34 protein-coding genes are annotated in these 22759 nt (G+C 67.2%); 21 read left to right on the forward strand and 13 right to left on the reverse strand.

Annotated features, from left to right (window positions below; genetic code table 11):
- Window positions 1–22: 22 nt before the first annotated feature.
- Window positions 23–1207 (forward strand): cytochrome P450, encoded by a 1185-nt coding sequence (locus IEY17_RS21445; protein ID WP_188990564.1) that lies wholly within the window; start codon window positions 23–25, stop codon window positions 1205–1207.
- Between the two features lie 7 nt (window positions 1208–1214).
- Here the strand turns inward: IEY17_RS21445 and IEY17_RS21450 are convergent, their stop codons facing one another.
- A complete protein-coding gene (locus tag IEY17_RS21450; RefSeq protein ID WP_188990566.1) occupies window positions 1215–2396 on the reverse strand; it encodes an MFS transporter in 1182 nt (393 codons plus the stop codon).
- A 362-nt stretch (window positions 2397–2758) separates the two neighbouring features.
- Here IEY17_RS21450 and IEY17_RS21455 point away from each other — a divergent pair, with 362 nt between their 5' ends.
- Entirely contained in the window at window positions 2759–3229 is a 471-nt protein-coding gene (locus IEY17_RS21455; protein ID WP_188990568.1) for a YbaK/EbsC family protein, read from the forward strand.
- Between the two features lie 100 nt (window positions 3230–3329).
- On the opposite strand, the gene IEY17_RS21460 is transcribed toward IEY17_RS21455, so the two are convergent.
- Window positions 3330–3998, reverse strand: coding sequence for an O-methyltransferase (locus tag IEY17_RS21460; protein ID WP_188990648.1), 669 nt, complete (start codon window positions 3996–3998; stop codon window positions 3330–3332).
- A 76-nt stretch (window positions 3999–4074) separates the two neighbouring features.
- A complete protein-coding gene (locus IEY17_RS21465; protein WP_188990570.1) occupies window positions 4075–4509 on the reverse strand; it encodes a MarR family winged helix-turn-helix transcriptional regulator in 435 nt (144 codons plus the stop codon).
- A gap of 218 nt (window positions 4510–4727) precedes the next feature.
- Between IEY17_RS21465 and IEY17_RS21470 the strand changes: the two genes are divergently transcribed.
- On the forward strand, window positions 4728–6050 hold the full coding sequence (locus IEY17_RS21470; RefSeq protein WP_188990572.1) for a condensation domain-containing protein: 1323 nt from the start codon (window positions 4728–4730) through the stop codon (window positions 6048–6050).
- 59 nt (window positions 6051–6109) lie between these two features.
- Here IEY17_RS21470 and ligD read toward each other — a convergent pair whose 3' ends face one another.
- Complete coding sequence (gene ligD, locus IEY17_RS21475) at window positions 6110–7045, reverse strand: non-homologous end-joining DNA ligase (protein ID WP_229680392.1); 936 nt, start codon at window positions 7043–7045, stop codon at window positions 6110–6112.
- A 332-nt stretch (window positions 7046–7377) separates the two neighbouring features.
- On the opposite strand from ligD, the gene IEY17_RS21480 reads away from it, so the two are divergent.
- Window positions 7378–8265 (forward strand): hypothetical protein, encoded by an 888-nt coding sequence (locus IEY17_RS21480; protein WP_188990574.1) that lies wholly within the window; start codon window positions 7378–7380, stop codon window positions 8263–8265.
- 140 nt (window positions 8266–8405) lie between these two features.
- Window positions 8406–8906 (forward strand): hypothetical protein, encoded by a 501-nt coding sequence (locus IEY17_RS21485; protein ID WP_188990576.1) that lies wholly within the window; start codon window positions 8406–8408, stop codon window positions 8904–8906.
- Window positions 8907–8940: 34 nt separating this feature from the next.
- Here the strand turns inward: IEY17_RS21485 and IEY17_RS21490 are convergent, their stop codons facing one another.
- Window positions 8941–9171, reverse strand: a complete 231-nt coding sequence (locus IEY17_RS21490; RefSeq protein WP_188990577.1) for a hypothetical protein — start codon at window positions 9169–9171, stop codon at window positions 8941–8943.
- Window positions 9164–9754, reverse strand: a complete 591-nt coding sequence (locus IEY17_RS26220; protein ID WP_229680393.1) for a methyltransferase domain-containing protein — start codon at window positions 9752–9754, stop codon at window positions 9164–9166. Before IEY17_RS26220 ends, IEY17_RS21490 begins: the two co-directional genes overlap by 8 nt.
- A gap of 352 nt (window positions 9755–10106) precedes the next feature.
- Between IEY17_RS26220 and IEY17_RS21500 the strand changes: the two genes are divergently transcribed.
- Both IEY17_RS21500 and IEY17_RS21505 read left to right on the forward strand, forming a co-directional pair.
- Window positions 10107–10301 (forward strand): hypothetical protein, encoded by a 195-nt coding sequence (locus tag IEY17_RS21500; protein WP_229680394.1) that lies wholly within the window; start codon window positions 10107–10109, stop codon window positions 10299–10301.
- 316 nt (window positions 10302–10617) lie between these two features.
- Entirely contained in the window at window positions 10618–11559 is a 942-nt protein-coding gene (locus tag IEY17_RS21505; protein WP_188990583.1) for a hypothetical protein, read from the forward strand.
- A gap of 39 nt (window positions 11560–11598) precedes the next feature.
- Here the strand turns inward: IEY17_RS21505 and IEY17_RS21510 are convergent, their stop codons facing one another.
- Window positions 11599–11781, reverse strand: coding sequence for a hypothetical protein (locus IEY17_RS21510; protein WP_188990585.1), 183 nt, complete (start codon window positions 11779–11781; stop codon window positions 11599–11601).
- Between the two features lie 581 nt (window positions 11782–12362).
- Between IEY17_RS21510 and IEY17_RS21515 the strand changes: the two genes are divergently transcribed.
- Complete coding sequence (locus tag IEY17_RS21515; protein ID WP_188990587.1) at window positions 12363–12587, forward strand: hypothetical protein; 225 nt, start codon at window positions 12363–12365, stop codon at window positions 12585–12587.
- Entirely contained in the window at window positions 12584–13024 is a 441-nt protein-coding gene (locus tag IEY17_RS21520) for a type II toxin-antitoxin system VapC family toxin (RefSeq protein WP_229680395.1), read from the forward strand. Before IEY17_RS21515 ends, IEY17_RS21520 begins: the two co-directional genes overlap by 4 nt.
- A gap of 12 nt (window positions 13025–13036) precedes the next feature.
- Here IEY17_RS21520 and IEY17_RS21525 read toward each other — a convergent pair whose 3' ends face one another.
- The gene (locus IEY17_RS21525; RefSeq protein WP_229680396.1) at window positions 13037–13300 is read right to left on the reverse strand and encodes a GntR family transcriptional regulator; all 264 of its coding nucleotides are present in this window, start codon (window positions 13298–13300) and stop codon (window positions 13037–13039) included.
- Between the two features lie 143 nt (window positions 13301–13443).
- On the opposite strand from IEY17_RS21525, the gene IEY17_RS21530 reads away from it, so the two are divergent.
- Together IEY17_RS21530 and IEY17_RS21535 are read left to right on the forward strand one after the other, a co-directional pair.
- Entirely contained in the window at window positions 13444–13689 is a 246-nt protein-coding gene (locus IEY17_RS21530; protein ID WP_188990589.1) for a hypothetical protein, read from the forward strand.
- A 56-nt stretch (window positions 13690–13745) separates the two neighbouring features.
- Entirely contained in the window at window positions 13746–14243 is a 498-nt protein-coding gene (locus IEY17_RS21535) for a hypothetical protein (RefSeq protein WP_229680397.1), read from the forward strand.
- A gap of 582 nt (window positions 14244–14825) precedes the next feature.
- Here the strand turns inward: IEY17_RS21535 and IEY17_RS21540 are convergent.
- Both IEY17_RS21540 and IEY17_RS21545 read right to left on the reverse strand, forming a co-directional pair.
- Window positions 14826–15032, reverse strand: coding sequence for a MerR family DNA-binding transcriptional regulator (locus IEY17_RS21540; protein ID WP_188990591.1), 207 nt, complete (start codon window positions 15030–15032; stop codon window positions 14826–14828).
- A gap of 21 nt (window positions 15033–15053) precedes the next feature.
- Window positions 15054–15254, reverse strand: coding sequence for a MerR family transcriptional regulator (locus IEY17_RS21545; RefSeq protein WP_188990593.1), 201 nt, complete (start codon window positions 15252–15254; stop codon window positions 15054–15056).
- A gap of 89 nt (window positions 15255–15343) precedes the next feature.
- On the opposite strand from IEY17_RS21545, the gene IEY17_RS21550 reads away from it, so the two are divergent.
- Complete coding sequence (locus IEY17_RS21550) at window positions 15344–15601, forward strand: hypothetical protein (protein ID WP_188990594.1); 258 nt, start codon at window positions 15344–15346, stop codon at window positions 15599–15601.
- Between the two features lie 29 nt (window positions 15602–15630).
- Here IEY17_RS21550 and IEY17_RS21555 read toward each other — a convergent pair whose 3' ends face one another.
- The 3 genes from IEY17_RS21555 to IEY17_RS21565 all read right to left on the reverse strand — a co-directional run bounded on the left by IEY17_RS21555 (window position 15631) and on the right by IEY17_RS21565 (window position 17917).
- A complete protein-coding gene (locus IEY17_RS21555; protein WP_188990603.1) occupies window positions 15631–16566 on the reverse strand; it encodes an SUMF1/EgtB/PvdO family nonheme iron enzyme in 936 nt (311 codons plus the stop codon).
- Window positions 16567–16624: 58 nt separating this feature from the next.
- Window positions 16625–17404: an aminotransferase class IV family protein gene (locus IEY17_RS21560; protein ID WP_188990605.1), complete on the reverse strand. Its 780-nt coding sequence runs from the start codon at window positions 17402–17404 to the stop codon at window positions 16625–16627.
- 177 nt (window positions 17405–17581) lie between these two features.
- Entirely contained in the window at window positions 17582–17917 is a 336-nt protein-coding gene (locus IEY17_RS21565; protein ID WP_188990607.1) for a GntR family transcriptional regulator, read from the reverse strand.
- A gap of 126 nt (window positions 17918–18043) precedes the next feature.
- Here IEY17_RS21565 and IEY17_RS21570 point away from each other — a divergent pair, with 126 nt between their 5' ends.
- The 9 genes from IEY17_RS21570 (at window position 18044) to IEY17_RS21610 (ending at window position 22537) form a co-directional block, all read left to right on the forward strand.
- The gene (locus IEY17_RS21570; protein ID WP_188990609.1) at window positions 18044–18397 is read left to right on the forward strand and encodes a hypothetical protein; all 354 of its coding nucleotides are present in this window, start codon (window positions 18044–18046) and stop codon (window positions 18395–18397) included.
- Window positions 18398–18714: 317 nt separating this feature from the next.
- The gene (locus IEY17_RS21575; RefSeq protein WP_188990611.1) at window positions 18715–18927 is read left to right on the forward strand and encodes a hypothetical protein; all 213 of its coding nucleotides are present in this window, start codon (window positions 18715–18717) and stop codon (window positions 18925–18927) included.
- Window positions 18914–19129, forward strand: coding sequence for a hypothetical protein (locus IEY17_RS21580; protein ID WP_188990613.1), 216 nt, complete (start codon window positions 18914–18916; stop codon window positions 19127–19129). The genes IEY17_RS21575 and IEY17_RS21580 overlap by 14 nt, the downstream gene beginning before the upstream one ends.
- A 68-nt stretch (window positions 19130–19197) precedes the next feature.
- Window positions 19198–19398 carry a hypothetical protein gene (locus IEY17_RS21585; protein ID WP_188990615.1) on the forward strand — a complete coding sequence of 67 codons (201 nt, stop codon included), beginning with the start codon at window positions 19198–19200 and terminating at the stop codon, window positions 19396–19398.
- Window positions 19399–19430: 32 nt separating this feature from the next.
- Window positions 19431–19853: a transcriptional regulator gene (locus IEY17_RS21590; RefSeq protein ID WP_229680398.1), complete on the forward strand. Its 423-nt coding sequence runs from the start codon at window positions 19431–19433 to the stop codon at window positions 19851–19853.
- A gap of 31 nt (window positions 19854–19884) precedes the next feature.
- Window positions 19885–20136: a hypothetical protein gene (locus tag IEY17_RS21595; protein WP_188990619.1), complete on the forward strand. Its 252-nt coding sequence runs from the start codon at window positions 19885–19887 to the stop codon at window positions 20134–20136.
- Between the two features lie 2 nt (window positions 20137–20138).
- Window positions 20139–20327, forward strand: coding sequence for a hypothetical protein (locus IEY17_RS21600; RefSeq protein ID WP_188990621.1), 189 nt, complete (start codon window positions 20139–20141; stop codon window positions 20325–20327).
- Between the two features lie 87 nt (window positions 20328–20414).
- A complete protein-coding gene (locus tag IEY17_RS21605) occupies window positions 20415–21899 on the forward strand; it encodes an FtsK/SpoIIIE domain-containing protein (RefSeq protein ID WP_188990623.1) in 1485 nt (494 codons plus the stop codon).
- A 77-nt stretch (window positions 21900–21976) separates the two neighbouring features.
- On the forward strand, window positions 21977–22537 hold the full coding sequence (locus tag IEY17_RS21610) for a GGDEF domain-containing protein (RefSeq protein WP_188990625.1): 561 nt from the start codon (window positions 21977–21979) through the stop codon (window positions 22535–22537).
- Window positions 22538–22759: the final 222 nt, after the last annotated feature.

Below are 22759 nucleotides of genomic sequence, written 5' to 3' on the forward strand. Positions count from 1 at the left end.
CGCCGTCACAAAGGGGCACCACATGACGACCCTCGCCGACGCCTGGGGGATCAACCCGGCGCAGTTCTGGCTGCGTGGCGTGCGACCGGAGCAGCCGGTCCAGCACGACGAGACGACCGGGATGTGGAACGTCTACGGCTATCCCGAGATCCTGCAGGCCCTCAGCGACCCCGCCACCTTCTCGTCCCACACCCAGCGGCTGGTGCCGGAAACCTCGGACGGCCTGTTCACCGAGGGCAACCTGGTGCAGATGGACCCGCCGGAGCATCAGAAGCTGCGGAAGCTGGTCAGCCACGCGTTCACCCCCAAGGTCGTCGCCGACCTGGAACCGCGCATCACCGAGCTGACCCACGAACTGCTCGACGCGGTGTCCGACCGCACCGAACTGGTCGCCGACCTGGCCTACCCGCTGCCGGTGATCGTGATCGCGGAGCTGCTCGGCGTGCCCAGCAGCGATCGGGGGCTGTTCAAGAAGTGGGTGGACGCGATGTTCGCCAGCTCCAACCAGTTCTCGCTCAAGGAGCGGACCCCGGAGCAGGAGGCGTACCTGCAGCAGGCGCTGGAGCAGGTCCGGCAGCTGGCCGACTACCTCGGTGAGCACGTCGCCGAACGACGGCGCCACCCGCGCGAGGACCTGCTGACCAAGCTCGTGCAGGCCGAAGTGGACGGTGCTCAGCTGCGCGACCCCGAAGTGGTCAACTTCGGCATGGTGCTGCTGATCGCCGGGCACATCACCACCACCATGCTGCTGGGTAACACCGTGCTGTGTCTGGACGCGCACCCCGAGCAGATGGCGAAGGTGCGGGCGGACCGGTCGCTGGTGCCCAGCGCGATCGAGGAGTCGCTGCGCTTCTTCAGCCCCTTCGCCGCGGTGTCCCGCGCCACCAACCGGGAGGTCGAGCTCGGCGGTCAGCGGATCGGGGCCGACGAACTGGTGCTGCTGTGGGTGGCGGCGGCCAACCGGGACCCGCGGCAGTTCGAGAACCCGGACGTGTTCGACGTCACTCGGCAACCGAACTCGCAGATCGCCTTCGGCCGCGGCATCCACTTCTGCCTCGGCGCACCGCTGGCCCGACTGGAGGGCCGGGTGGCGTTGAACATCCTGCTCGACCGGTTCCCGAACCTGCGGACCGATCCCGGCGACGGCCCGGAGTTCCTGCCGAGCCCCACCATGACCGGGGTGCGCAGGCTCCCGCTCCTGCTCTGACTCGCGGTCAGGCAGTCCGCGCCGGGTCGGTGGTCTGCTCCGGCGCGGGCACTGGCGCCGCGGCGCGCGGGATGTGCCGGAACAGCAGGAGCGCCAGCAGCGCGACCGCGGCCGACACCGGACCGAGCGCCGCCCAGCCCCAGTGCGCGGCGACCGCTCCCCCGGCCAGCCCGCCGAAACCCATGCCCAGGTACAGCGCCGAGGAGTTGAAGGCGATCACCACCGTGGCACCGGCCGGGGCCAGCGAGATCAACCGGTGCTGGACGGCGGGCATGATGCCCCAACCGCCGAGCCCCCACAGCACCAGCACCGCGGCGGTGGCCGGCAGCAATCCGCCCACCAGCGGCAGCAGCGCCAGCCCGGCCGCGAGCACCAGCAGCGAGCCGGCGATCCCGAAGCCGGGGCCGAACCGGTCGGTGACCCGGCCGACGACCGCGTTGCCCATCGCGCCCGCGACGCCGTAGCCGAACAGCAACGCGCTCAGCACCGCCGGGCCCGCACCGGTCAGCTCGGACAGCATCGGGGAGGCGTAGGTGTAGGCGGCGAAGTCGGCGAGCGAGCCCAGCAGCGACACGGCGAGCACCAGCAGCACGGCACGGTTCCCCAGCACCGAAACCCGGTCCCGGAGCCGCACCACCGGCGGTGCGGGAACCCGCGGCAGGAGCAGCAGAGCGCCCCCGGCGAGCACCGCCAGGACCGCGACCGCCCAGAACAACCCCTGGTACCCGACGGAATCCTCGAGCAGCACACCCAGCGGCACGCCGATCACCGTGGCCAGGGTCAGTCCGCTGAGCACCGCGGACACCGCCCGGCCGCGCCGGTCCAGCGGCACCAGGTCGGCGGCGATGACCACCGCCGTCGGCGTGAACAGGCTCGCCCCGAGCGCGCCCAGCACGCGCGCGGCGGTGAGCGTGGCGAAGTCGGGGGCCACCGCGGTGGCGATGTTGCTCAGCGCGAACAGGCCCAGGGACAGCCACAGCAGCCGGCGGCGCTCCCACCGGCCGACCACTGTGGACAGAACCGGGGCGCTCGCCGCGTAGGTCAGGGCGTGCGCGGTGACCAGTTGGCCCGCGGTGGTCACCGGAACGCCCACGTGCGCGGCGATCGCGGGCAGCACACCGGCGACGAGGTAGGAACCGGTGTTGATGACGAAGGTGCCGACGGCGAGCACCAGGAGCCGGAAGGGCATGGAGCATCCCTCGTGGGTCGCTGTGACGGGGGCGCGCGTGACACCCGACCACCTGGGTGGCGGCCGGGGGTGCCGTTGCGCCTGGACCGGACACGGGCACGACGAGGCCCGCGTCGGGGCGAACGGCGAGAAGAGGTGTTCGGTTGGTGATGCCCCGGTGGCCGCTGACCACCCGGCGGGGCGGGCGCTTCCCGGAGCAGCTGGAACGACGGCCGCACGCGGGCCGCACCCGGCATTTCGACCCGGCCCCGGCCGGTGTTACGGGTGCTCGCAGGCGCCGGTGCGGCCGCCGTGCGCGCAGGCGTGCGACGCGCCGGGAAATTGACTTGTTCGGGGTTGTGGCCTGCGGGATTCTGCGCGGCATGAGCAATGCCACGGACACCTTCGCCGCGCGCCTGCGGGAGCTCGGCGTGGCCGGTCAGGTCGTCGAGTTCGACGTCGAGCTGCCGACCGCCGCGGCCGCCGCCGCGGAACTCGGCTGCGATATCGGGGCCATCGCCAACAGCCTCGTCTTCACCGCCGACGACGAGCCGCTGCTGATCGTCGCCAGCGGGGCGCACCGGGTCGACACCCGGCACGTCGCCCGGCTGCTCGGGGTGCGCAGGATCCGCCGCGCCACCCCGGAGTTCGTGCTCGCCGTGACCGGACAGCCGGTCGGCGGGGTGGGGCCGGTCGACCACCCGGAGCCGATCCGGACCGTGGTCGACCGCAAGCTCGCCGAGTACCCCGTGGTGTGGGCCGGGGCGGGCCGCAAGCACGCGATGTTCCCGACGTCGTTCGAGGAACTGGTGCGGATCACCGGCGGGCTACCCGCCGAGGTCGAGAAGTCCTGATGCCGTCGGAGGGTGCGCCCGCCGCGCACCCTCCACATCAGACGTTCGGCGCGCGGCGGCCGCCGATCGCGGTCCACCCGCCTTCCAGCATGGGTGACAGTCAGTCCGCGGTGGGGAGGACGACGGCAAGGGTGAACCCGTCGTAGCCCTTCACTCCCACCGTCTGGATCGTGGTGGCCGCCGCCCGCGGCTCCGACGCGAGCAGCTCGTGGAACCGGCGCACGCCCTGCACGGCCGGATCGGTGCTGTGCTCGTCGGCGACCGCACCGTCGCGGACCACGTTGTCGACGATGACCAGCCCGCCCGGCCTGGTCAGCACCAGCGCCCAGCGGAAGTAGTCGGGGATGTTCGGCTTGTCCGCGTCGATGAACACCAGGTCGAAGGTCTCTTCGGTCAGCTGCGGCAGCGTTTCCAGGGCCGGCCCGACGCGCACCTCCGCGATGCCGTCCAGCCCGGCGCGGGCCAGGTTGGCGCGGGCGACCTCGGCGTGCTTCGGTTCCGACTCCAACGTGACCAGCCGACCGTCCGGGGGCAGGGCGCGACCGAGCCAGATGGTGCTGTAGCCGGCGAGCGTGCCCACCTCGAGGACGCGGCGCGCCTGCACCGAACGCGCCAGCAGGTGCAGCAGCTTCCCCTGCAGCGGCGAGACGTTGATGCGGGGCAGCCCGGCTTCGTCACCGGCTCGCACCGCGGCGGTCAGCACCGGGTCCTCGGGCGCGAGCAGCGCGGTGAGGTAGTCGTCGACTGCACTCCACTGGTCCATGTCGATCTCCGTTCGTCCGATCTCCCAGCCCCGCAAGCCTGCCCGATCAGCCTGCCACCCGGCATGGGGTTGTCTGAGGGGCTCAGGTTTGTGCGTGGTGGGTGAGGACCTTGGCCAGTAGGCGCACCAGCTGCTCGCGTTCGACGGCCGACAGCGGCGCCAGCAGCCGCTCCTGGACACCGGCGAGAGCCCGGTCCAGCCGCCGCAGTTCGCGCTTGCCGCCAGGCGTGATGGTGATGATGTTGCGCCGCCGGTCGGCCGGGTCCGGGGCGCGTTCGACCTGCCCCGCGTCGACGAGCCGGTTGACCACCGCGACGACGTCGCTGCGGTCGATTCCGCAGCGCCGCCCGAGTTCCGCCTGACTGGAGGGGCCGAACTCGTCGAGCGCCGCCAGCAGCGAGTAGTGGTAGCGGTGCGAGCCGGCCAACCCTTCGGACACCAGCCGGTGGGCGTGCACGGCGGTCTGCGTCAGCAGTCGGCTGGGCAGCTTGCGCAAGCGACGCGGCGTGGTCTGCACGCGCGCAGTCTACCAAATCGTTGGAATGACCCACGATTTCCCCATATCGTTGGCCACGCCAACGTTGACGCGGGAGCCATGACCGATGTTCAGCAGCAGCTCCGGCGGCTGGCCGACTGCCGGGAGATCCCAAGGCCGCGATGCGCAGCCAGCAGCGAGCAGATCAGGACACTACGCTCTGTACCATCATCAACACTCGCAGTGAACATGGAGCGAAGATGCCTGCTCGACATGAGCGTTTGCCGTTGACCGCCGCGCAGACCTGGGTGTGGCTCGCACAGCAGGCGCAACCGCAGAACCCGGCCCACAAGGCCGCCGAGTACCTGGACGTCCGCGGGCCGGTCGACGTCGCACTGGTCGAGGCCGCGGTTCGGCGGGCGGTCGCCGAGGCCGAGGCGTTTCGCATCCGCATCGGCGCCGACGAACGCGGCCCGTGGCAGGTCGTCGACCCGGCGGCGGCCTGGCCGCTGCCGGTGGTCGACCTGCGCGACGCCGCCGACCCGTGGCAGCAGGCGCAGGCGTGGATGGCCGCGGACCTGGAACAGCCGCTGGACCCCGCCAGCGAGCTGCCGTTCCGGATGACCCTTCTGCGCCTGGCGGCCGACCGGTGCCTGCTCCACGTCGCCTGCCACCACATCGCCATGGACGGCTACGGGTTCTCGCTGTTCGCGCAGCGGATCGCCGAGCACTACACGGCTTGGGAAAGCGAGTGGGACCGCGGCGCGAACCCGTTCGGATCGTTGCGCGCCCTGGTCGCCGACGAGATTGGCTACCTGGGGTCGGACCGCTTCCAGCGCGATCGCGAGTACTGGCTGCGGGAACTGGCGGAACTACCGGAGATCCGAAGCCTCTCGGGTGCGCCGCACCGGGCCGCACCGTGCCGGAACTTCCTGCGGGAGACCGAAACCGTACCGGTCGCGGTGGTCGACCGGCTGCGCGAGCAGGCGCGGCGGAGTCGCGTCAGCCTGCCGACCCTGGCGATGGCGGCGCTGGGCGTCCACACGCACCTGGTCACCGGCTCCGAGGACCTGCTCCTCGAACTGACGGTGACCGGCCGCCAGGGCGCCATCGCCCGCACCACACCCGGCATGCTGTCCAACACGCTCCCGCTGCGGCTTCGGGTGCGCCCGGAGATGAGCGTGGCCGAACTCCTGCGGCACACCGCCGAACGGGCGCGGGGACTGCTGCAGCACCAGCGCTACCCGCTGCTGTACCTGCCCCAGGACCTCGGAATTCCCGACATGAGCGAGATCCCGCAACCCCCGGCCATCAACATCATGGGCTACGACCCGCCGCTGCGCTTCGGGCAGCACCCGGTGACCCTGCACAACCTCAGCAACGGTTCGGTGGAGGACTTCGCCCTCAACGTCTACCAGCGCTGCGCGGAAGGATCGCTGCGTATCGACTCCAACGCGAGCCCGGCGCTGTACCGGCCCGAGGACGTCATCGCACACCACCGCGGGTTCCTGGACGTCTTCCACGCCCTGGCGGACGTGGACCCGGAGCAGCCGGTCGGCAAGCTCGCCCCACAGATCGTCTAGCCGAACGCGTCGTGCACATGTTCAGCGTCGGCGTTGATCCGGGCCCACAGCGGACGGTTTCAGCTCGGGACGACGATGCGGCGGAACGACGGGTGCCGGAGGTGTCCGCCCGCGGTCCACTCGCGGAACTCGACCTCGGCCACCACCAGCGGTTCGACCCAGCGGGCCGCCGCGGCGAACTCCGGTGGCACCGGGTCGGTGAACGGGCTGGTGGTGCGGGCGAGTTCGTCGAGCCCGGCAGCGAAAACCGCCCGGTCGCGCTCCGCGAAACCGGTGCCGACGTGGCCGGCGTAGCGCAACCGCCCGCGGTCGTCGCGGACCCCGACCAGCAGCGCCCCGAGGACGTGCCGGTGCGCGCCGGTGCCCGGAACCCAGCCGCCGACGGTGACCTCGGTGCTGCGCCGGATCGTGGTTTTGATCCACTCCGGTGACCGTGTTCCCGGCGCGTACCGCGAGGTGAGCCGCTTGGCGACGATGCCCTCCAGGTGGTGTTCGCGGGCGACTGCCAGCATTTTCACCGGCGGTATGTCGGTGTAGCAGTCCGGCACGTGGACGGGTCCGTGCTCCAGGCCCACGGCGTCGAGGTGGTCGCGGCGGTCGACGTAGGGCTCGGCCAGCAGGTCGACCCCGTCGAGGTGCAGCAGGTCGAACGCATACAACCGCACGGGCACGTCGCGGAGCAGCGCGGTCGTGGGCCGGTCCCGGTGCACCCGCGCCTGGAGGCGGCTGAAGTCGGGCTGGCCGCCAGAGCCGAGGACGACGATCTCACCGTCCAGCACCGCGCGCCGTCCCCCGAGCACCTCGGTGAGCGCGGCGAGCTCGGGGAAGGAGCTGGTCATGTCCCGCCCGTTGCGGCTGATCACCCGCAGCCCAACGGGGCCGGAGACGACGAGCACCCGCACCCCGTCCCACTTGATCTCCACCGCCCAGCCGGACCCGACCGGCGGTGGCCCGGCAGTGGGCAGCATCGGGCCCCGCCGAAGCCAACCAGGCATTCCGGGCACCGCCGCCATGCCGCGATCCTGCTCCCCGGATCGCCCGGCCGCCAGCGCGGCGGGCTGATTTCAGCCGAGGTCGGTGTCGAGCTTGGCGTTCATCCGTTGCGATGGCGAATACTGCGCTCACCACCGTATGCCTCGTTCGAGTGACGAGTATTACGACCATGAGCCCAGCAGAGGGACACTGCTATCGGCTGGAGAATAAAGCTCATGCTGGCACCGGGCTGATTCGAAAATTCTCTCGACGGGTGTGCGATAGCGAACTGACGCAAACCTCTGCTTGGTGGCCACACAGACAAGGTCATCACACTCGACACTGGGGAAACACCATGCTCTTCTTCTATAATTCCAAAACCCGCACCGCAGGTACGGCAACGGTCAACTTCAACGGTGACTACACCCACAAGAAAGACCTGACGAGTGCCGGGTTCGGCGAGTGGACGCACATCGTCAGCGACGGAAGAACCCTCTTATTCTACAACGCCATCACAAAAAAGGCGGTCACCGGAAAACTGGAAAGTGACGGGAGTTTCACGAGCCTCAGGGACCTGTCGAGCGCAGGGTTCGGCGAGTGGACGCACATCGTATCCGACGCACAAGGACTGAGTGGCCCTGTTCGCGTGAATGGCGACCTTTTTAGTTCGCCAACGGTCGAATCTTTGAACGTCAAGGGATTCCAGGCGAATTTCGACCTGTGCGACACGCTGATCACCACCGCGCAGAACTTCCGGGCGAGCGGCAATCCCGCCAATCCGTCGGAACCGGCGATCAGAGTCGCGAGCGGATTCGACATCGTCCTCGGAGACTGCGCGGAAGACTTTGATACCGATGAGGACGCCCACGAGCTGCTGACGCCCGGAACAGTGGCCGTGTTCAGTGAGGAAGGACGGGTACGGCACAGCACGACCGCCTACGACAAGTGCGTCGCCGGGGTGGTTTCCGGTGCCGGCAACCACAACCCCGCCATCGTGCTCGACAGGCGGGGTGACGACGATTCGGCCAGGGTCTCCCTGTCGCTGATGGGCAAGGTTCAATGCAACGTGGACGCACGTGACATGCCAGTCGAGACCGGGGACATGCTGACCACGTCGGACACTCCAGGTCACGCTATGAAGGCCACCGATCCGACACGGGCGTTCGGCGCGGTTGTCGGAAAGGCGCTCCACTCGATCACCGGGCGCCTCGGTCACATTCCCATCCTGGTGACCCTGCAATAACTGCAGGAAGTCGAAGGTGCCGTCATGCCATCTGTGAGAGGTTCACGACGCTTCACCGGCAATGGCCCCATCAGCCTACGTGCGCTGTGCGAACTGGAGGGTCGACAACCCCCGGTCAGCGTCCGTGATCTCATTTCCCCGTGCAGCAGCGAGAGATCGCGCGGCCGATATCAGCCGGGGATGTTTCAGGCCCCATCAAGATCACCTTTTACAGCACCGGGCACTGGTTCATCTCCACACGATTCCATGATGATGGGGTCATCGCCGGCGACTCTTTCGCCCTGGGTGTTGCCATAGGCGACACGGGACACGGCCAGACCCTGGCAGGAGAACTGGACGCAGACGAAACGAAAACATTCGAAAGAAACGGGGTGGACGATTTCGTTCGAGCTAACTGGCACAAGGTACGCAACTCGGAGATACGCATCACGCTCAAGGTAGACCCGGACATCGGCGAGGCAATCGGCAACGTGGTGTTCGGGCTGGCGATCGCCGTCTTTTTCGCCGTTGTTGGCAAGTCGGCGGTGAAAGCCGCACAGGGCCAGGGGCACTGGCGGCGTTGCCCTGATCAGGATCCTTTCGACCACACTCCCTGCGTGGAATGGGATCCCAATCCGCCGCCGCCCTCACCCGGGCCCTGACGGCTCCTCGATGCGGCGCGGGACGTCTCCACCCTCACAGCGAGGTGATCACGTTCGATGGTTCGTCGAGCCACACCCGGTGTGCCCCATCGGCGGTGGTGGTGAGCCCGTATTGGTCGGGAGTGGGGCGGCCCGCACTGATCCATCCCCGGTAGGCGTCGTCGACTTCGGACCAGAGGTGTCGGGGGCCGAGTTGGTGCACGGTGAATGCGGCCTCACGGTGCATGGTGACCCGCGCCCACGAACCCGAGCTGACATCATGCAACTCGACATGTCTGCGGTCGCTGCCGATGTCCTCGATCGTGAGGTAACAGTCCGGGACGTGCAGGCCGATGGTGAAGGCAGCGCGGGTGTAGTCGGTGATCTCGAACAGCTCCCCGGCCGCTGTGGTTGATGGTCGTCACCTCGGCGTCGGTGATCTCCTGCTCGGTCGGGTTCAGGAAGTCCCGTCGCTGCTGTCGTAGCCGCATGAACGCGAGGTTCCGCCCGCACCTGCCCACGGCAGTCCCGTCGTCGTCGACGAGCAAGCGCAGCAGGGTGCCGTTGCTGTAGTCGGTGCCGAACGGCACCACCAGCACCCCGCCAGGCCGGGTCTGTTCGATCCAAGCCAGGGGAATCCGCCGAACCGATGCCGTGGCGATCACCCGATCGAACGGGGCGGCAGAGCGGTAACCCGCGGTTCCATCCCCGGTGACCACGGTCGCGAGAATGCCGCTGGTGTTGAGGTTCCGGCGGGCCTGCTCGGCGATGTGCGGGTCGACCTCGATCGAGACGACGCGACCGGTCTCACCGACGTGGGCGGCGAGGTTCGCGGCGTTCCACCCCGTACCAGAGCCGATTTCCAGCACCCTGTGTCTGGTGTGGACGTCGAGAGCGGCGAGCATGGCAGCGCGTCGAACTGCACTGCGTCGAACGCCAGCCACCCGGCGACCTCGCCGAGCTCGGCGGTCACAGCGGTGAAGTCGGACTCCACAGCGGGGTCGTAGCGCCCGGCGGCGAGCAGCCGACTGGCAGAGCGGAACAGCCGCCCGCCCACGATGAACAGCGCCCCCGCCCCGGATGAACTGGGTGCGGGGGGAGCTCGTTGTTTTCCGTGCTGGTGGGTGTCGCTCGTTCTGGCGGCTCGCCGGGCGGCCGTACCCGGGGCCCGGTAGGTCTGGGAGTACTCCACTACTCCGAGGAAGGGAACCCGCGATGCGGATGCACACTGTCACAGTGCCGCTGCTGCTGGCCGCCGGAATGCTGGGGGGCACCGGCGTGGCCGCCGCCGTCATCGACCCCATCGACGCCGCCACCTGTCTTGCCGAGACGCCTTCGGAACTCACTTCTGCGCTGGATCCCACGGCGCTGCCGTCCCCCACCGAGCTTCCCGGGGTGAACTGCCTGGCCCCCTGATCGACATCTCCTCGCCCAGGGCCCTCGGACACCGATGTGTCACTCTCAGTGACCAACGACCTCTACGTCTCGGTCCCGTCCGAGCTGTCGATCTCTGCCGCCGAAGCAGCCGCCGCACTGGTTCCGCGGTCCCGTCGCGGCGCGTTCGGTCTCACTTCGGTCTCACAACCCGCCTGAACGGCTACGAGGGGCGTCCCTCCATGCGCATCGAACTGACCCCAGACAGCAGGAAACCCCCTCCTCAGAGGGGGTTTCCTGCTGTTGATCAGCGCGCGCCCGTAGGGATTCGAACCCCAAACCTTCTGATCTCGTTTCCATGATCATCGACGCTTGCCATCGTTTGCCGAGATCTGTTGTCACCTGCGGGGAATCGGTCTCGGCGTGTTGCGTTGCCTGCCGTCATCTGCCGTTGTTTACGGTTGATTCTTGGCAATTCTTTGGCAAGTCCGGGGGGATCGTGGAGTACGGGAAACGGGGGTCGAGTCGGCCTGCGGTCGGGTGGGCGTTGTTCGCCGCGGGGCTAATGTTGTGGAGTGCGTCGGGCTGGTCCTGGTGGCCGTTGCTCGTCGGCGTGGGCCTGGTCGTGCTCGTGCGCCTGGTGCTGCCGCTGGTTCCGGCGTCGTGGCGGCCGTGGACCGTGCCCGTGGTCCTGGTGCTCGTGCTCGTTCTGCTGCTGACGATGACTTCGGTGTGGGCGTGGCTGGCGGCGGCCGGTGTCGGCCTGGTCGTGCTCGGCGTTCGCCCGCTGCGCTGGCGATTGCTGGCTGCGGCCGGTGTGGCGCTGTTGGTCGGCGCGGGCGGACTGGGCTGGGACGCGTGGCAGGAACACCGGCGGCAGGCCGAGATCGCCCAGCAGGAACATGATCTGGCGGTGGCGCGGATGCTGCTCTCGTCGCCCAGCGCGGTGCCGACGACGCTGCTGACGATGATCGCCAGGAGCGATCCGCGGGCTTGCTCGCTGTTCTCCCCCGGCGCGCAGGTCCGGTTCGCCGTGGTGCACGGCACGTCGACGTGTACGGAAGCGGTGCACCAGTTGGCAGGGCAGGTGACCGACCAGCAGCGCTACGAGTCCCCGGCCCCGCGCTCGTACAAGATCGTCTACACGGCGAGTCCGGTCGTCGACACCTGCGGGATGACGTGGGATGGCCTGTTTCAGCCGCAGCCGCTCCTTCCGCCTGGTCCTCGGCTCGGCGTCCTTCAGGTTGAACAGCAGCTCGGCGCGGGCTGGCTCATCACCGGCTATGACCCGTGCCTGTGACGAGGGTGCACGGCCACAGCCGGGACCGAGCTGGCGCGATCAGGGCCGCGACCGCGTAGCCGCCTGCTGCAGACGCTCGAACCGCCGGGGGCGCTTGTTGAGGAACTGCGCCGCGCGGTCACGCACGTCCTGGCCCTGCGCCACCTGGTCGAGGAGATCGAGGGCCTCGCCTAGATCCTTTTCCAATTCCTGCGTCCAGGAGCCGTCAACGCAGTCGCTCACCGCTGCCTCCTTCCGGTCGCCGGGCTCGGCCGGTTCGGCGCACCGTGTCCGAGGGTGCCAGAACCCCCGGACATTGCCCGCCCCTCGCGCCGTGACCGCACCTGTGGGAGTTCTCAACACCAGTTCGGCCTGTAAGGGACCACAAGCCGGTGAGCACGCATGCAGCAGGACGGCGGCGGTGCCAGCTGGAGGGGCAAGGCGACCATCCTGCCAGCGCGCCCAGCACCGTTCTTCGAAGGCTCGCCCAGGCGACCCCGTGCGGTCGGGACGTCCGCGGCTGAAGTTCTCCGTCTGGCGGTCCCTGCGGGGTCGCCTGCCTTCCGCTCGCGCCCAGCCGCGGCCGCCGCCCCTTCCGCTCGCGCCCGGCCCGCCGACCGCCGGCCGGGACCGGTGAGCGCAGCGAGCCGCACGCCCGGCCGGCGGTCGGCCTGGGGCCGAGCTCGCAGACAGCAGGGGCGGCGGTCTGCGGTTGGGCTCGCATACAGCAGGCAGGCGGCCCCGCAGGGGCCGCCCTTGATGAAGTAGAGAAAGTTTAGACACGCACGCTGGGGCCTGGCGGGTCTCGCCGGTAGCCTCGGGGCATGAGCGTCACGCGGGACGAGCTGCACCACCTGGTGGACGAGGTGCCGTCGGACGAACTGGAGCAGGTCCGCGACTACCTGCGGCACCTGGTCGGCCGTCGTGAAGACGTAGCCCAACCTCGACGGCACTTCCGGTCAATGGGTGCCTTCTCGGGGCCGCCTGACCTGGCTGCGCGGGCGAAGGACATCGTGCGGGAGGAACTGGGGCGGGGCCGCCACTCTTGAGCGCCGAATGGTCTGTTCCCGCGTCTGCGCTCGTGGTGGATACCGGCCCGGTGGTCGCCATGATGAACGCCGCCGACCAGCATCACGAGGCATGCGCTCGGCTTCTGGTCTCGGTCCCGGGGCCGCTGCTCATCCCAGAGCCGTTGATCACGGAGATCACCTACATGGTTGCTACCCAGGGTGGCCCGGATGCCGAGGTGCGATTCTTGGAAGACACCATCGACGGCCCGTTCGACGTGGTGTCCATGACGACTGCTGACCGTCGGCGCGTGGCTGAACTCGTCAGGACGTACGCGAGCCTGCCGCTCGGTACGGCTGACGCGTGTGTCGTGGCACTCGCTGAACGGTTCGGGCTGCACCAGGTCGCCACCGTGGACCGCCGTCACTTCTCCGTGGTCCGCCCGAACCACATCCCAGCCTTCACCCTACTGCCGTAGTTACCCGCGCTCCTAGCGCTCTGCCGGGACGTCTGCTACGAACGTGCCCCGGCCGTGAACCACGACAACGGCGCCCCGCTCGACGAGGTCGGCGACAGCACGGCGGATGGTGCCACGAGCAACGCCGTAGATCTCTGCGAGCTCCAGTTCAGTCGGCAAACGCGCGCCAGGCGACAGGTCACCCGCTGCGATATCGGCGGCAACGTCGTCGGCAACCTGCTTCCACAGCGTCGCCGGGCCGTCGTGGTCGATTCGTTCCCTTCGGGACTCCCACACGCATAGCACGATGACTACCCGGTGACCTGCACAAACAAACCACTACATTCAGTGAGGTACATAGAGGTACAGGAAGGTACTGAGACGCCTATACTCGCGAGTGCGTGACCAAGACGTGCCGCAGGGCTGAGGTGGTGCCGTGGATGACCGGTTACGACTGGCGGCTAGCGCCGCTTCACAGCAAAGCTGCGGAACATGCCGATCAGATCGAAGTACACAAGCTTGGTGGTTGGAAGCCGCACATGGCACGTCGACCCGGAGAAACCGTCGCCGAGTGGCATGCGCGGTTGGTGTGGTCGTGTTACGTGTGCGGGCAGCGGTTCGAGCGTGGGCAGCGTCAGGAGCTCAACGATCATGAGGATGCGCATGGCGGTCTGAACCGGAAGTAGGTTCCCTGGAGTCTCAGCGAGCAGACCCGAAACCATTGGGTGCAGAATGCTGGTTGATGACAGATACGGAAGACCTTGACCAGCGCGACAGTCAGCAGGCGTTGGACCATCCAGCTGAGCGTCATCGGTGGCCTGACGGTGCCGATGTGGCTACGGTAGATGCCGCTAGCAAGGTGACCGAGGCGCTAGAGACCGTCGAGCGGGCACGCGGTCACCTCTACGAGTGGCATCAGTTGATCGGCTCAGCCAACGATAAGCTCAACGCGTCTGTTCAGGCGCTCAGGGCCACTGGTCACACCGAGCTTGCCGATGCCATCGAACGCGACCTTGTAGGCCGCAACGTTCTTCCCGGCCGCTGGACGTTCCAGGCGATCGAAGAGTTCGATGAGGGTTATTACGAGGTATTTCGTACCTACGAAGGGCGGGTTCGCCGATCCTTGCTCTGCAGCCGGCGGCATGTGTACGAGGCTGCTATGAAGGAGGCCGCGCGCAGCGTCGACGAGTCCGGCGCGCCCTTGCCGTGGCATGCAGCGACGCCAGACTCAGGAACCTGATCCAAAGATTCGGCGCTGCTGGCTTCCACCAAACAGCGCCGTAATCATGTTTTGATGCAGGGTTCTGTTAGATGATCTCAGCTCTCGCCGGGTTCCACCGCCACCCGATTTCCTGAAGCGCGTCCACACGCGAAAGGATCACTTCGTTCCTCGCGTGTCCTTGCTCTGGCCTGTAGTCCTGAACGTTGGCCGTGGTGGCACCTGGCCACTTTCGGTAGTGGAGTCCTGGTTCGGCAAGCATGAGTCCGGGTGCCACTGCTTCGACTGCCAACATCAAGGCAACGTCTTCGTCAGCGAACAGGGCAGGCCACCCACCTAGCGCGCGCACCAACGCGGTGTAGGTGCACATCGTCGTACCAACAACTTGCAGTTCACCGGCTGCTTGTCCATCGCGCAGGATGCCTGCTGGTAACGGCCCTGGCTCGGGTTGGCGTTGACGACCTGGCCACAACCGGGACAGGTCCCGCGCTTCGGCGCATCCTCGGCATCCGTCCGGCGACTCGAAGAAGGCATGAAGATCAGTGTGGCAATGATCGCGGCACTGCGGTTCCGTCGAACGAGTGCACCACGACCGGGGCCCGGCTAGTCGCGCTCCTGGCGGCGCTGCTCGGCAAGCTTGCGCATCTCGGCCAGAACGTCTTTGTAGCGCCACCGGTATTGCCCACCTGGGGTGATTACGGCGGGCGTGATCCATCCCTGCTTCGCGTAGTGCGAGATCGTCCGCCGCGCCAAGCCAAGCTTCCTGGCCAGCTCCGCACTGGAGATCAGCGGAGCCTCGTCATCGGTCACGAGCCGCACCCCCAGCGATGCTCAGTCTTCGGCGCGCTGCTTGCGGCCGTGTTCGCGGAGTTGCTGCTTCACCTGGTCGACGTCGAACCGAGCTTGCCCGCCAGCAGTCACGGCCGCAGGCGTGATGATTCCCTGGCGCACCCAGCGAGCCACGGTCTGACGAGTCACACCCAGCTCACGAGCAACCTCCGAGCTGCTGACAAGGCGCGCCGAACCAGGCATGGCCCGAAACTACGAACTTCCAGCCACGCCGTCTTTCCTAATGTTACTGTTGTTCCGCAGTTTACAGATGTTCCAGATGTTCCATTCTGGTGCACTTCCGGGAGGCGGACATGGACCGTGGGGCGTGGGCGTTCGGCATCCACGGGCTGACCTACGTGTGGCCAGGCGGCGAGGTCGTTCAAGTCTTCGGGTTCGTCGAGTACGTCCGCCGCCTGGCCGGAGAGGTCGACGATGCGCGGCCGTTCGCCTTCATCCCGGTCCGCGGCTTCACAACCATGGAAGAGTTCCAGACATGGTGCAGGAGCGGGCCTGGCCAGCACGAAGACGAAGGGCGCTGCTCGGCGTGAACCAAGCAGCGCCCATCCCGGCCGTCGATCTAGCCGTTGAGCATCTTCTCCAGCACGTCGGCGGGCACAACGCACCGGAAGCCGGTGTCGTCGTCGCACATCGTCTCGGCGGCGTCGTTGAAGGAGGAAGGCGTGCAGCGATTGAACGGGCTCGTCCAGGCCCCGCCCTTCAACTCGCGCCGCCCTGGCCGCGACTCCGTGGAGCACCACTCCCAGACGTTGCCGCACATGTCGTAGACGCCGTACGGGCTGACGCCGCTCTGGTACCGATCGACCGGCGTCGTGGAGCCGACCCCGTTCTCCCTCACGTTGCACTTCGCCGGGGTCGGTTGGTCGCCCCACGGGTAGACGTTGCCCCGTGTGCCGCGGGCTGCCTTCTCCCACTGCTGCGCGGTCGGGAGGGCTTTGCCTGCCCACTCGGCGTAGGCAGCAGCGTCCTTCCAGGTCACGAAGACGACAGGGTGATCGGCGAGATACTCAGGGAACTTTCCGTCTTCCCAGTGCTGGGGCGGCGTGTGTCCGGTCGCCGCGAGAAACAGGGAGTACTCCGCATTGCTCACCGGGTGAACGTCGATGTAGAAGGCGGGAAGCCAAACTGGTTCGTTGCTCGGGCCGGACAAGAAGACGCTCCCGTCGACCTTCACCATGAGGCTGCCAACGGCGGGATGCCGCACCTGGCTGCTCCCGATGGGCTCGACGCTGGCCTCACCCTGACTAGCGGAAACTAGCGAGTCGCCGACCAGGTGGGCGAAGCGCGCTTGCGTTTCCGGGTCGCTGCGAGAGAGGCACGTGTCGAGCGCTGCTTGATTGACCGGCCGCGGACTGATGTCCTTCCCGGCCTTTTCCCAGTTCGAGATCTGGCGCTCGCTGATGCCGAGGTGCGCGGCGAACTCCTTGAGGCTCATCCGCTTCGCCGCGCGCAACGCCTTGACCTCGGCCCCTGTCCAGTGCTGAACCGTCGCCAACTGCTACTCCCCCTGCGTGATCTTCCCCCCAGGAGCGTAACCGGACGAAGCGACGTTGCTACAGGTGTTCCGGCGGGATTTCGGCGTAAAGCTCACGTAGGTCGCCAAACACCTTATGGTCGACAGGCCACTCAGTACCGTCCACAGAGCGCACGGGCCTGATGCCGGTTGCCGCATTGGTCGCGAAAGCGGCGTCCATGTGCGGTAGATCCGAGAGCGTGAGCGGTTCCGTGGTGACTGGCTCGTCGAGGGCCTGGCGGAGCAGTGTCATGGTTACCCCGACCAGGAACTCCGAACGCGGCCAGACGATCTCACCGTCACGTACGAAGCCGATGTTCGAGGTAGCGATCTCGGAGATCGTGCCGTCTGGATTCAGGAAGAGCACATCGTCGAACCCCTCGCGCTGCGCAGAGCGCCGATGCATCATCGCGCCGAAGAGACCGACGTGCTTCACCGCTGGCTCATCTCGCCGGTAGGAAACCGCTTGGAGCCGCCACGGTTCCGGCTGCGCCTGAGCCGCGGGCCGGGTGGTGACCAAGACGGAAGGTTCAGCGTCGGAGCCGACTGTTCCGAGGTCAATAGCGGGGTCGTAGACGGTCACCCTCGCCACAGTGGGCTGCACGCTGCCATGCAGCGCTTGCAGGACATACCTGCGCACGCGATCGGTGTCGAGCTCCACACCGAACAGGTGCTGGCAGTCCCGGGCCAACCGCTCCATGTGGAGCGACAGACCACGGACACGGTTCTCCTCGACGAGCATCGATGTGAAGTGCCCGTAGTTCGTCAAGGCCAGTGCCTTGATCTGGTCGATGGTGGCAGGGGCGCCGTTCAATTCCATGCCTGGTAGCTTCCCACTTTCCGCGCCTCCACTGAACCGGCGCTGCACCGAAGTGCAGTGAAACTTCAGTGCCCGAGGTGCAGTGAAACTTCAGTGTTAGGTGGGGTTTAGGCCAGTTCTCTTCAGCGCCGGTTCGCTGCACGCTAGTGGTGTGACGGCAAGAGGTACAGCGAACCGCTACGAGCGTCGTTCGAGTTCTTCGACTCGCTTGGCGAGGTTGGCGAGCTCCGACTTCAGCTCGGCGAGGGCCTTGGGGACGTCGATGGCGTCTTCATCGGACGGGAGCTGGCTGCTGACGAAGACGCCGACGGACGGCGTGGCGGTCAACCAGCCCTCGTCCTGGAGCACCCGAAGGGCCTTCTGGGCGGTACCAAGCGCGACGTCGTACTTCTCCGCCACTGATCGATTCCCGGGCAGGCGGTCGCCAGGCGAGAGCGTTCCGGTACGGATCTCGTGCTTGATCGCCTCGACTACGCGTTGGTAGGCGGCCAGCCCAGGGTTCGACTGCTCCATACCGCGAGTCTATCCGTCTGACCTACTCCGACATAGATCACCCGGATGGAGTACTTGCAGACCGATATAGAGCGACCTATATTGGTCTATGTCAGTCACCGCGACGACAACCAACGGAGAACGAAGATGCTGAAGAACATCCCGGTGAACATGCAGGGCTACAAGCTGATGATCACGGAGGCCCCGACGCTGAAGATGCGGGAGAACGACAACGGCGAGATGGTGCCGGTCACCGACCGTCAGGGGGCGCAGCAGTTCGTCGTGTCGCTGTTCGCCAAGCGGAAGCCGCAGCCGGGCGGGTTCGCAGAGAAGGGCGAGGAGATCAAGGTGACCCTGACCGCCGACCCGGGGCCGGGCTTTGAGGAGGGCACCTACGTCCAGTTGGTCGACGCGACGGCGAGCCACTGGGAGCGCCGGGACGGGGACCGCTTCATGTCGGGCCTGTCGTTCAAGGCGGACGGTCTGACCCCGCTGGGCTGATTGCGGCGAATTCCGCGCATTTCGTGAAGTAATTCTTCTGCCCGATTCCGGGCTGGCTCTTTGAGAATTCCAGAGTGGGCCGAGCTTTGCCTTCTTACGGCGCGAATTTAGCCGCGCCGGGGAGGCCATATTGACCCCCGGGGATCTGTCCCCTCCGGTTCTCCGGGGGTCTTCATGACCTTCTGCAAGGCAAGCAGGAAAGGGAGTTTCGCAATGCTGTTGGGTTACTGCGGGGCCTGCCACATCGACCGGTGGCGCTACCCGCACTCGATGGATGTGAACTGCAAGCGCTTCTGGAAGCTGTTCAGGTGGGGGCAATGAGTCGACGCTACTGCTCGGATTGGCTGGCTGATCTTGCTAGGCAGATTCGGGCGATTGAGCAGGACGTGGAGACCTGCACCCGTCGCGCCTGTATTCGCCGCTACGGGGCTCCGAGTTCGCTGGAGACGCTGGGCGTGCGAGCGGACTTGGAGCACGCGGCGGACGCGCTGGAGTCGATCAGCAAGGGATGGGCCGATGAAGAGATCTGAGGGGGCTTGCGCGGTGGGTGCGGAAGCCGCGGAGTTGGGCTCCATTGTGGAGCAGTTGGCGGCGATCAGTGACCGGCTGGATGTGCTGGACCGGGCGACGGCGGCCAAGTTCGGGGTGAACAACTGGTTGATGCCGTTCGCGATGGCCGCGTTGGGGCAGGCGGAGGACAACTTGCGGTCGATCGCGGGCGATTGGAAGTGATCAGCAATGGGTGTGTTCGGTTTCCACGGTTCCGGGTGCATCGGTGATTCACAGGAAAGGACGAGCAAGTGAAGCGTAACCGCAACGACCAGGCCGCCGAGTCGGTGATCCAGTCCGCGGCTGGCACGGTCCGGGTGTTCATCGGGGACATTGACGCGCGTGAGGCGACGTTCGGTGTCTCCCGGGGTGTGGTGAACCTGAACTTCGGGCAGGCGGGCACGCACGTGGCTGTCAACGGCGACATCACCGGCGGGCTGAGCTTTTCGTAAGCGGAAGGGGTGGCGCAATGTCTCGGGGTTCGGTGTTCGCGGCGGTGTTCGCGGGCATGTTTGCTGCGCACCAGGTCGGTGACTACTGGGTGCAGACGGATGCGCAGGCGCAGACCAAGGGGTGTCACGGTCCGGAAGGGGCTCGGGCGTGCGCGGCGCACGTGGCGTCCTACACGGCCTTGTCGGCGATGACGTTGGTGGGGTTGAACAAGGCTTTGGGCCTCGGGTTGACCGGGCGTGCGATCGCTGCGGCACAGGTGATCTCGGCGGTGACGCATTACGCGGCGGATCGCCGTGAGCACGGGCTGATGTTCCCGTTGGCGCGCAAGACCGGGCACGCCGGGTTCTTGGATCGGGGCGGGGCTCCGCTCATGGACCAGGCATGGCATGTCGGTGCCCTCGGCGTATCGGCGGTCGTGGCGGCGGTGCTGTCGGACGGCACAGGCCAGAAGTGACGCGGAGAGAAGGAAAGGGAGTGGTCGGCTGATGGAGATCAAGATTCCGGGGTTGGCGCGGAACACCCCGGTTGTGTCGCGGCTGGAAAAGATCGGCGACGTGATTGACGAGTTGGACCGGGCGTTGGACGAGGTGGAGTTTCTGGAAGACGACATCGTGGACAAGCGCGCATTCCAGACCGCGCAGGACCTGGCGGGTAAGGCGCGGGCGGCGTTGACGGGTGTTCGGGATGGGATCGGCAAGAAGGGTGGTCCCAGCGTGGCGAAGGGATACAAGAAGTGAAGATGTTCGGTTCCAAGGGCGACGACGTGAAGGCGGCGGTGCGCAAGATCGACGCCACCATGCTGACGTTGGCCTCGACGGTGCGGCAGTTGGGGATTCCGAAGGGTATGGGGGATCCGTTGAACAAGATGCGGCGCGCGGTCGGAGATCTGGTCGCGCATCTGTCGATGACGACTCGCCGGGACGACTGACCGGTACGACATTTTCGGCCGAGGGCGCTGGGCTTAGTGTGGGAGTCCGGCGCCCTTTTCTTCTGCTCGCAGGAAAGGTGACGACACATGCGGGACACGCGAGTGGGCGCGGAGAAGACGACCCCGATTCGGTGGGGCGTGCGATTCGTGGTCAAGCACCCCCGGTCCTCGGGGTCGACGGTGGTGACCTCGGCGGCGGTGCTGTGGTTCGGCTACCAGACGGTGTTGTGGGCCGCCGGGATCGCGGTGCTCGCTGGGGTGTCCTGGCGACTGCTGGACCAACCGACCTTCGATCAGTTCGCCGGTCGCCTGCTGCGGGCGTGGTGGAGACGCTGGATCATCTACCAGCGGCAATGGCTGAAGATCATGGCCTCGACCAACCTGGTCACCACCGACCACCGCGGCAACACCCTGGTGCCGAAGGTGACCCGGGTGCGTTCCGGCTGGGTGTGGGACTCGGTGCAGGTGCGGATGGCCAAGGGCCAGGAGCCGGAGGACTTCGAACAGGTCATGACCAGGCTGGCCAATGCGTTCCGGGCGCGCGCGGCCAACGTCCGCGAGCTCAAGCCGGGCAAGATCGCCCTGGACTTCCAGCGGCGCGAGCCCTTCGATGAGATGTTCATCCCGTTGCCGGAGCTGGCTGAGTCGGTGCGGGCGGTGGATCTGCGGCGGTTGGTGATCGGCCGGGATGAGTACGGCCGCGACTTCTCTTTCGACCTGGCTGAGCGGGACCTGCACATCCTCTTTGGCGGCGAGACCGGCGCGGGTAAAGGTTCCTGGCTGTGGGCGCTGCTGCGGGCCATGGCTCCGCTGATCCGGGCAGGGCACGTGCGGCTGTGGGTGATCGACCCCAAGGGCGGCATGGAGTTCAGCGCGGTCCGGGAGCTATGCGGCGACCGCTTCGCGGACAACGAGGTCGACGGTTTGAAGGTGATGAAGAAGTACGTGCGCACATTGGATGCGACCAAGCTCGAACTGGGCCGGCACGGAGTGCGCAAGGCTACGCCGTCGGTGGAAACGCCGCTGGAGCTGCTGATCATCGACGAGTTGGCCACGATGACGGCCTACGGTGCCCGCGATATCGTGCGGGCCTTCGAACCGCTGATCAGCAAGGCCCTGACGCAGTACCGAGCCGTCGGCGGCCGGGTCATCGCCGCCACCCAGGAGCCGACCAAGGACGTCATCCCCATGCGGGGTCTGTTCCCGACTAAGGTCGCGTTGCGGCTGGACTCGGCGTCGTATGTGGACATGTGCCTGGGTGAGGGCATGCGGGATCGGGGCGCGCTCGCCGACAAGATCCCCACCTACCTGCCCGGTGTGGCCTATGTGAAGACCGACGGCTGCCGCGAACCGCTGCGGGTCCGGGTCGCCTACACCGACGATGCGGACATTGCTGAGTTGGTGGCGTTCTGCACCGAGCCGAGCAACGTCACCCCGCTGCGCCGCGATCCGGTCGAGGTCGATGAGGACCAGGCCGCCGACCCGTACGACACGGATTTCGAGCAGTTCGAAGACGACGAGGTCGAAGAGGTCGACTACCTGGAAGGCGACGACGAAGAAGAGATCGCCTGACCCGTGTTCATGCGGCCCGCCCGGCCTCCGGCAAGAGCACACCGGGCGGGCCTTCACCTCGCTTGGAGGCATTAATCATGTTGGCAGAACTGACGTTGGCTGTCACCAGTGCTACCACCGCCGCGTACGGGCTGCGGGCTCACCGCCTGCAACGGCGGCTGCGGACCGACACCCTGACCGGCCTGGGCAACCGAGCCGCCCTGGAGGTGGCGTTCAACCGGGCTCGGCGCGGTCGGCGCGGTGAGCACCTGGTCGCCGTGGCGCTGGGGGACCTCAACGGGTTCAAGGCGGTCAATGACGCCCACGGCCACCGCTTCGGCGACCAGGTGCTCATCACGGTCGCCACCGCGCTGAAGTCGACGGCGCACCGCGGCGAACTGCCCGTGCGCCTGCACGGCGACGAGTTCGCCATCCTCCTGCCCGCCACGACCGCGGAGCAGGCCGAACACCGTGCCCGGCAGTTCCAAACAGCCGTGGCCGCCATCGACCAGGTGCACGGCCAGCCGGTGAAGGTCTCGATGGCGCTTGGGGTCATGACCGCCGTCGCCAGCACGGCCAACCTGACGACCCTGCTCGCCAGTGCGGATCACCGCATGTACGGCGACAAGGCCGCCTTTCCCGCGTCGGCGCGCCGCTGACGCCCTTCCCCACCGAGTCGGGCGGGTCCCCGCCCAGAAAGAGAGGTCACGACATGTTGTACATCCAGCTCACCGGCAAGGGACTGCTGATCAGCCTGCTCATCCTGGTGGCCACCACAGCCGCCTTGGCGTTGGTGTGGCTGCTGGTCAACCCCGGATGGGCCATCGGTATCGGCCTTGGCCTGATCCTGTGCATCCGGGGCCTGTTCACCCTGTTCAAGC

It is taken from the genome of Saccharopolyspora thermophila, assembly GCF_014646075.1.
GTDB lineage: Bacteria > Actinomycetota > Actinomycetes > Mycobacteriales > Pseudonocardiaceae > Saccharopolyspora > Saccharopolyspora thermophila.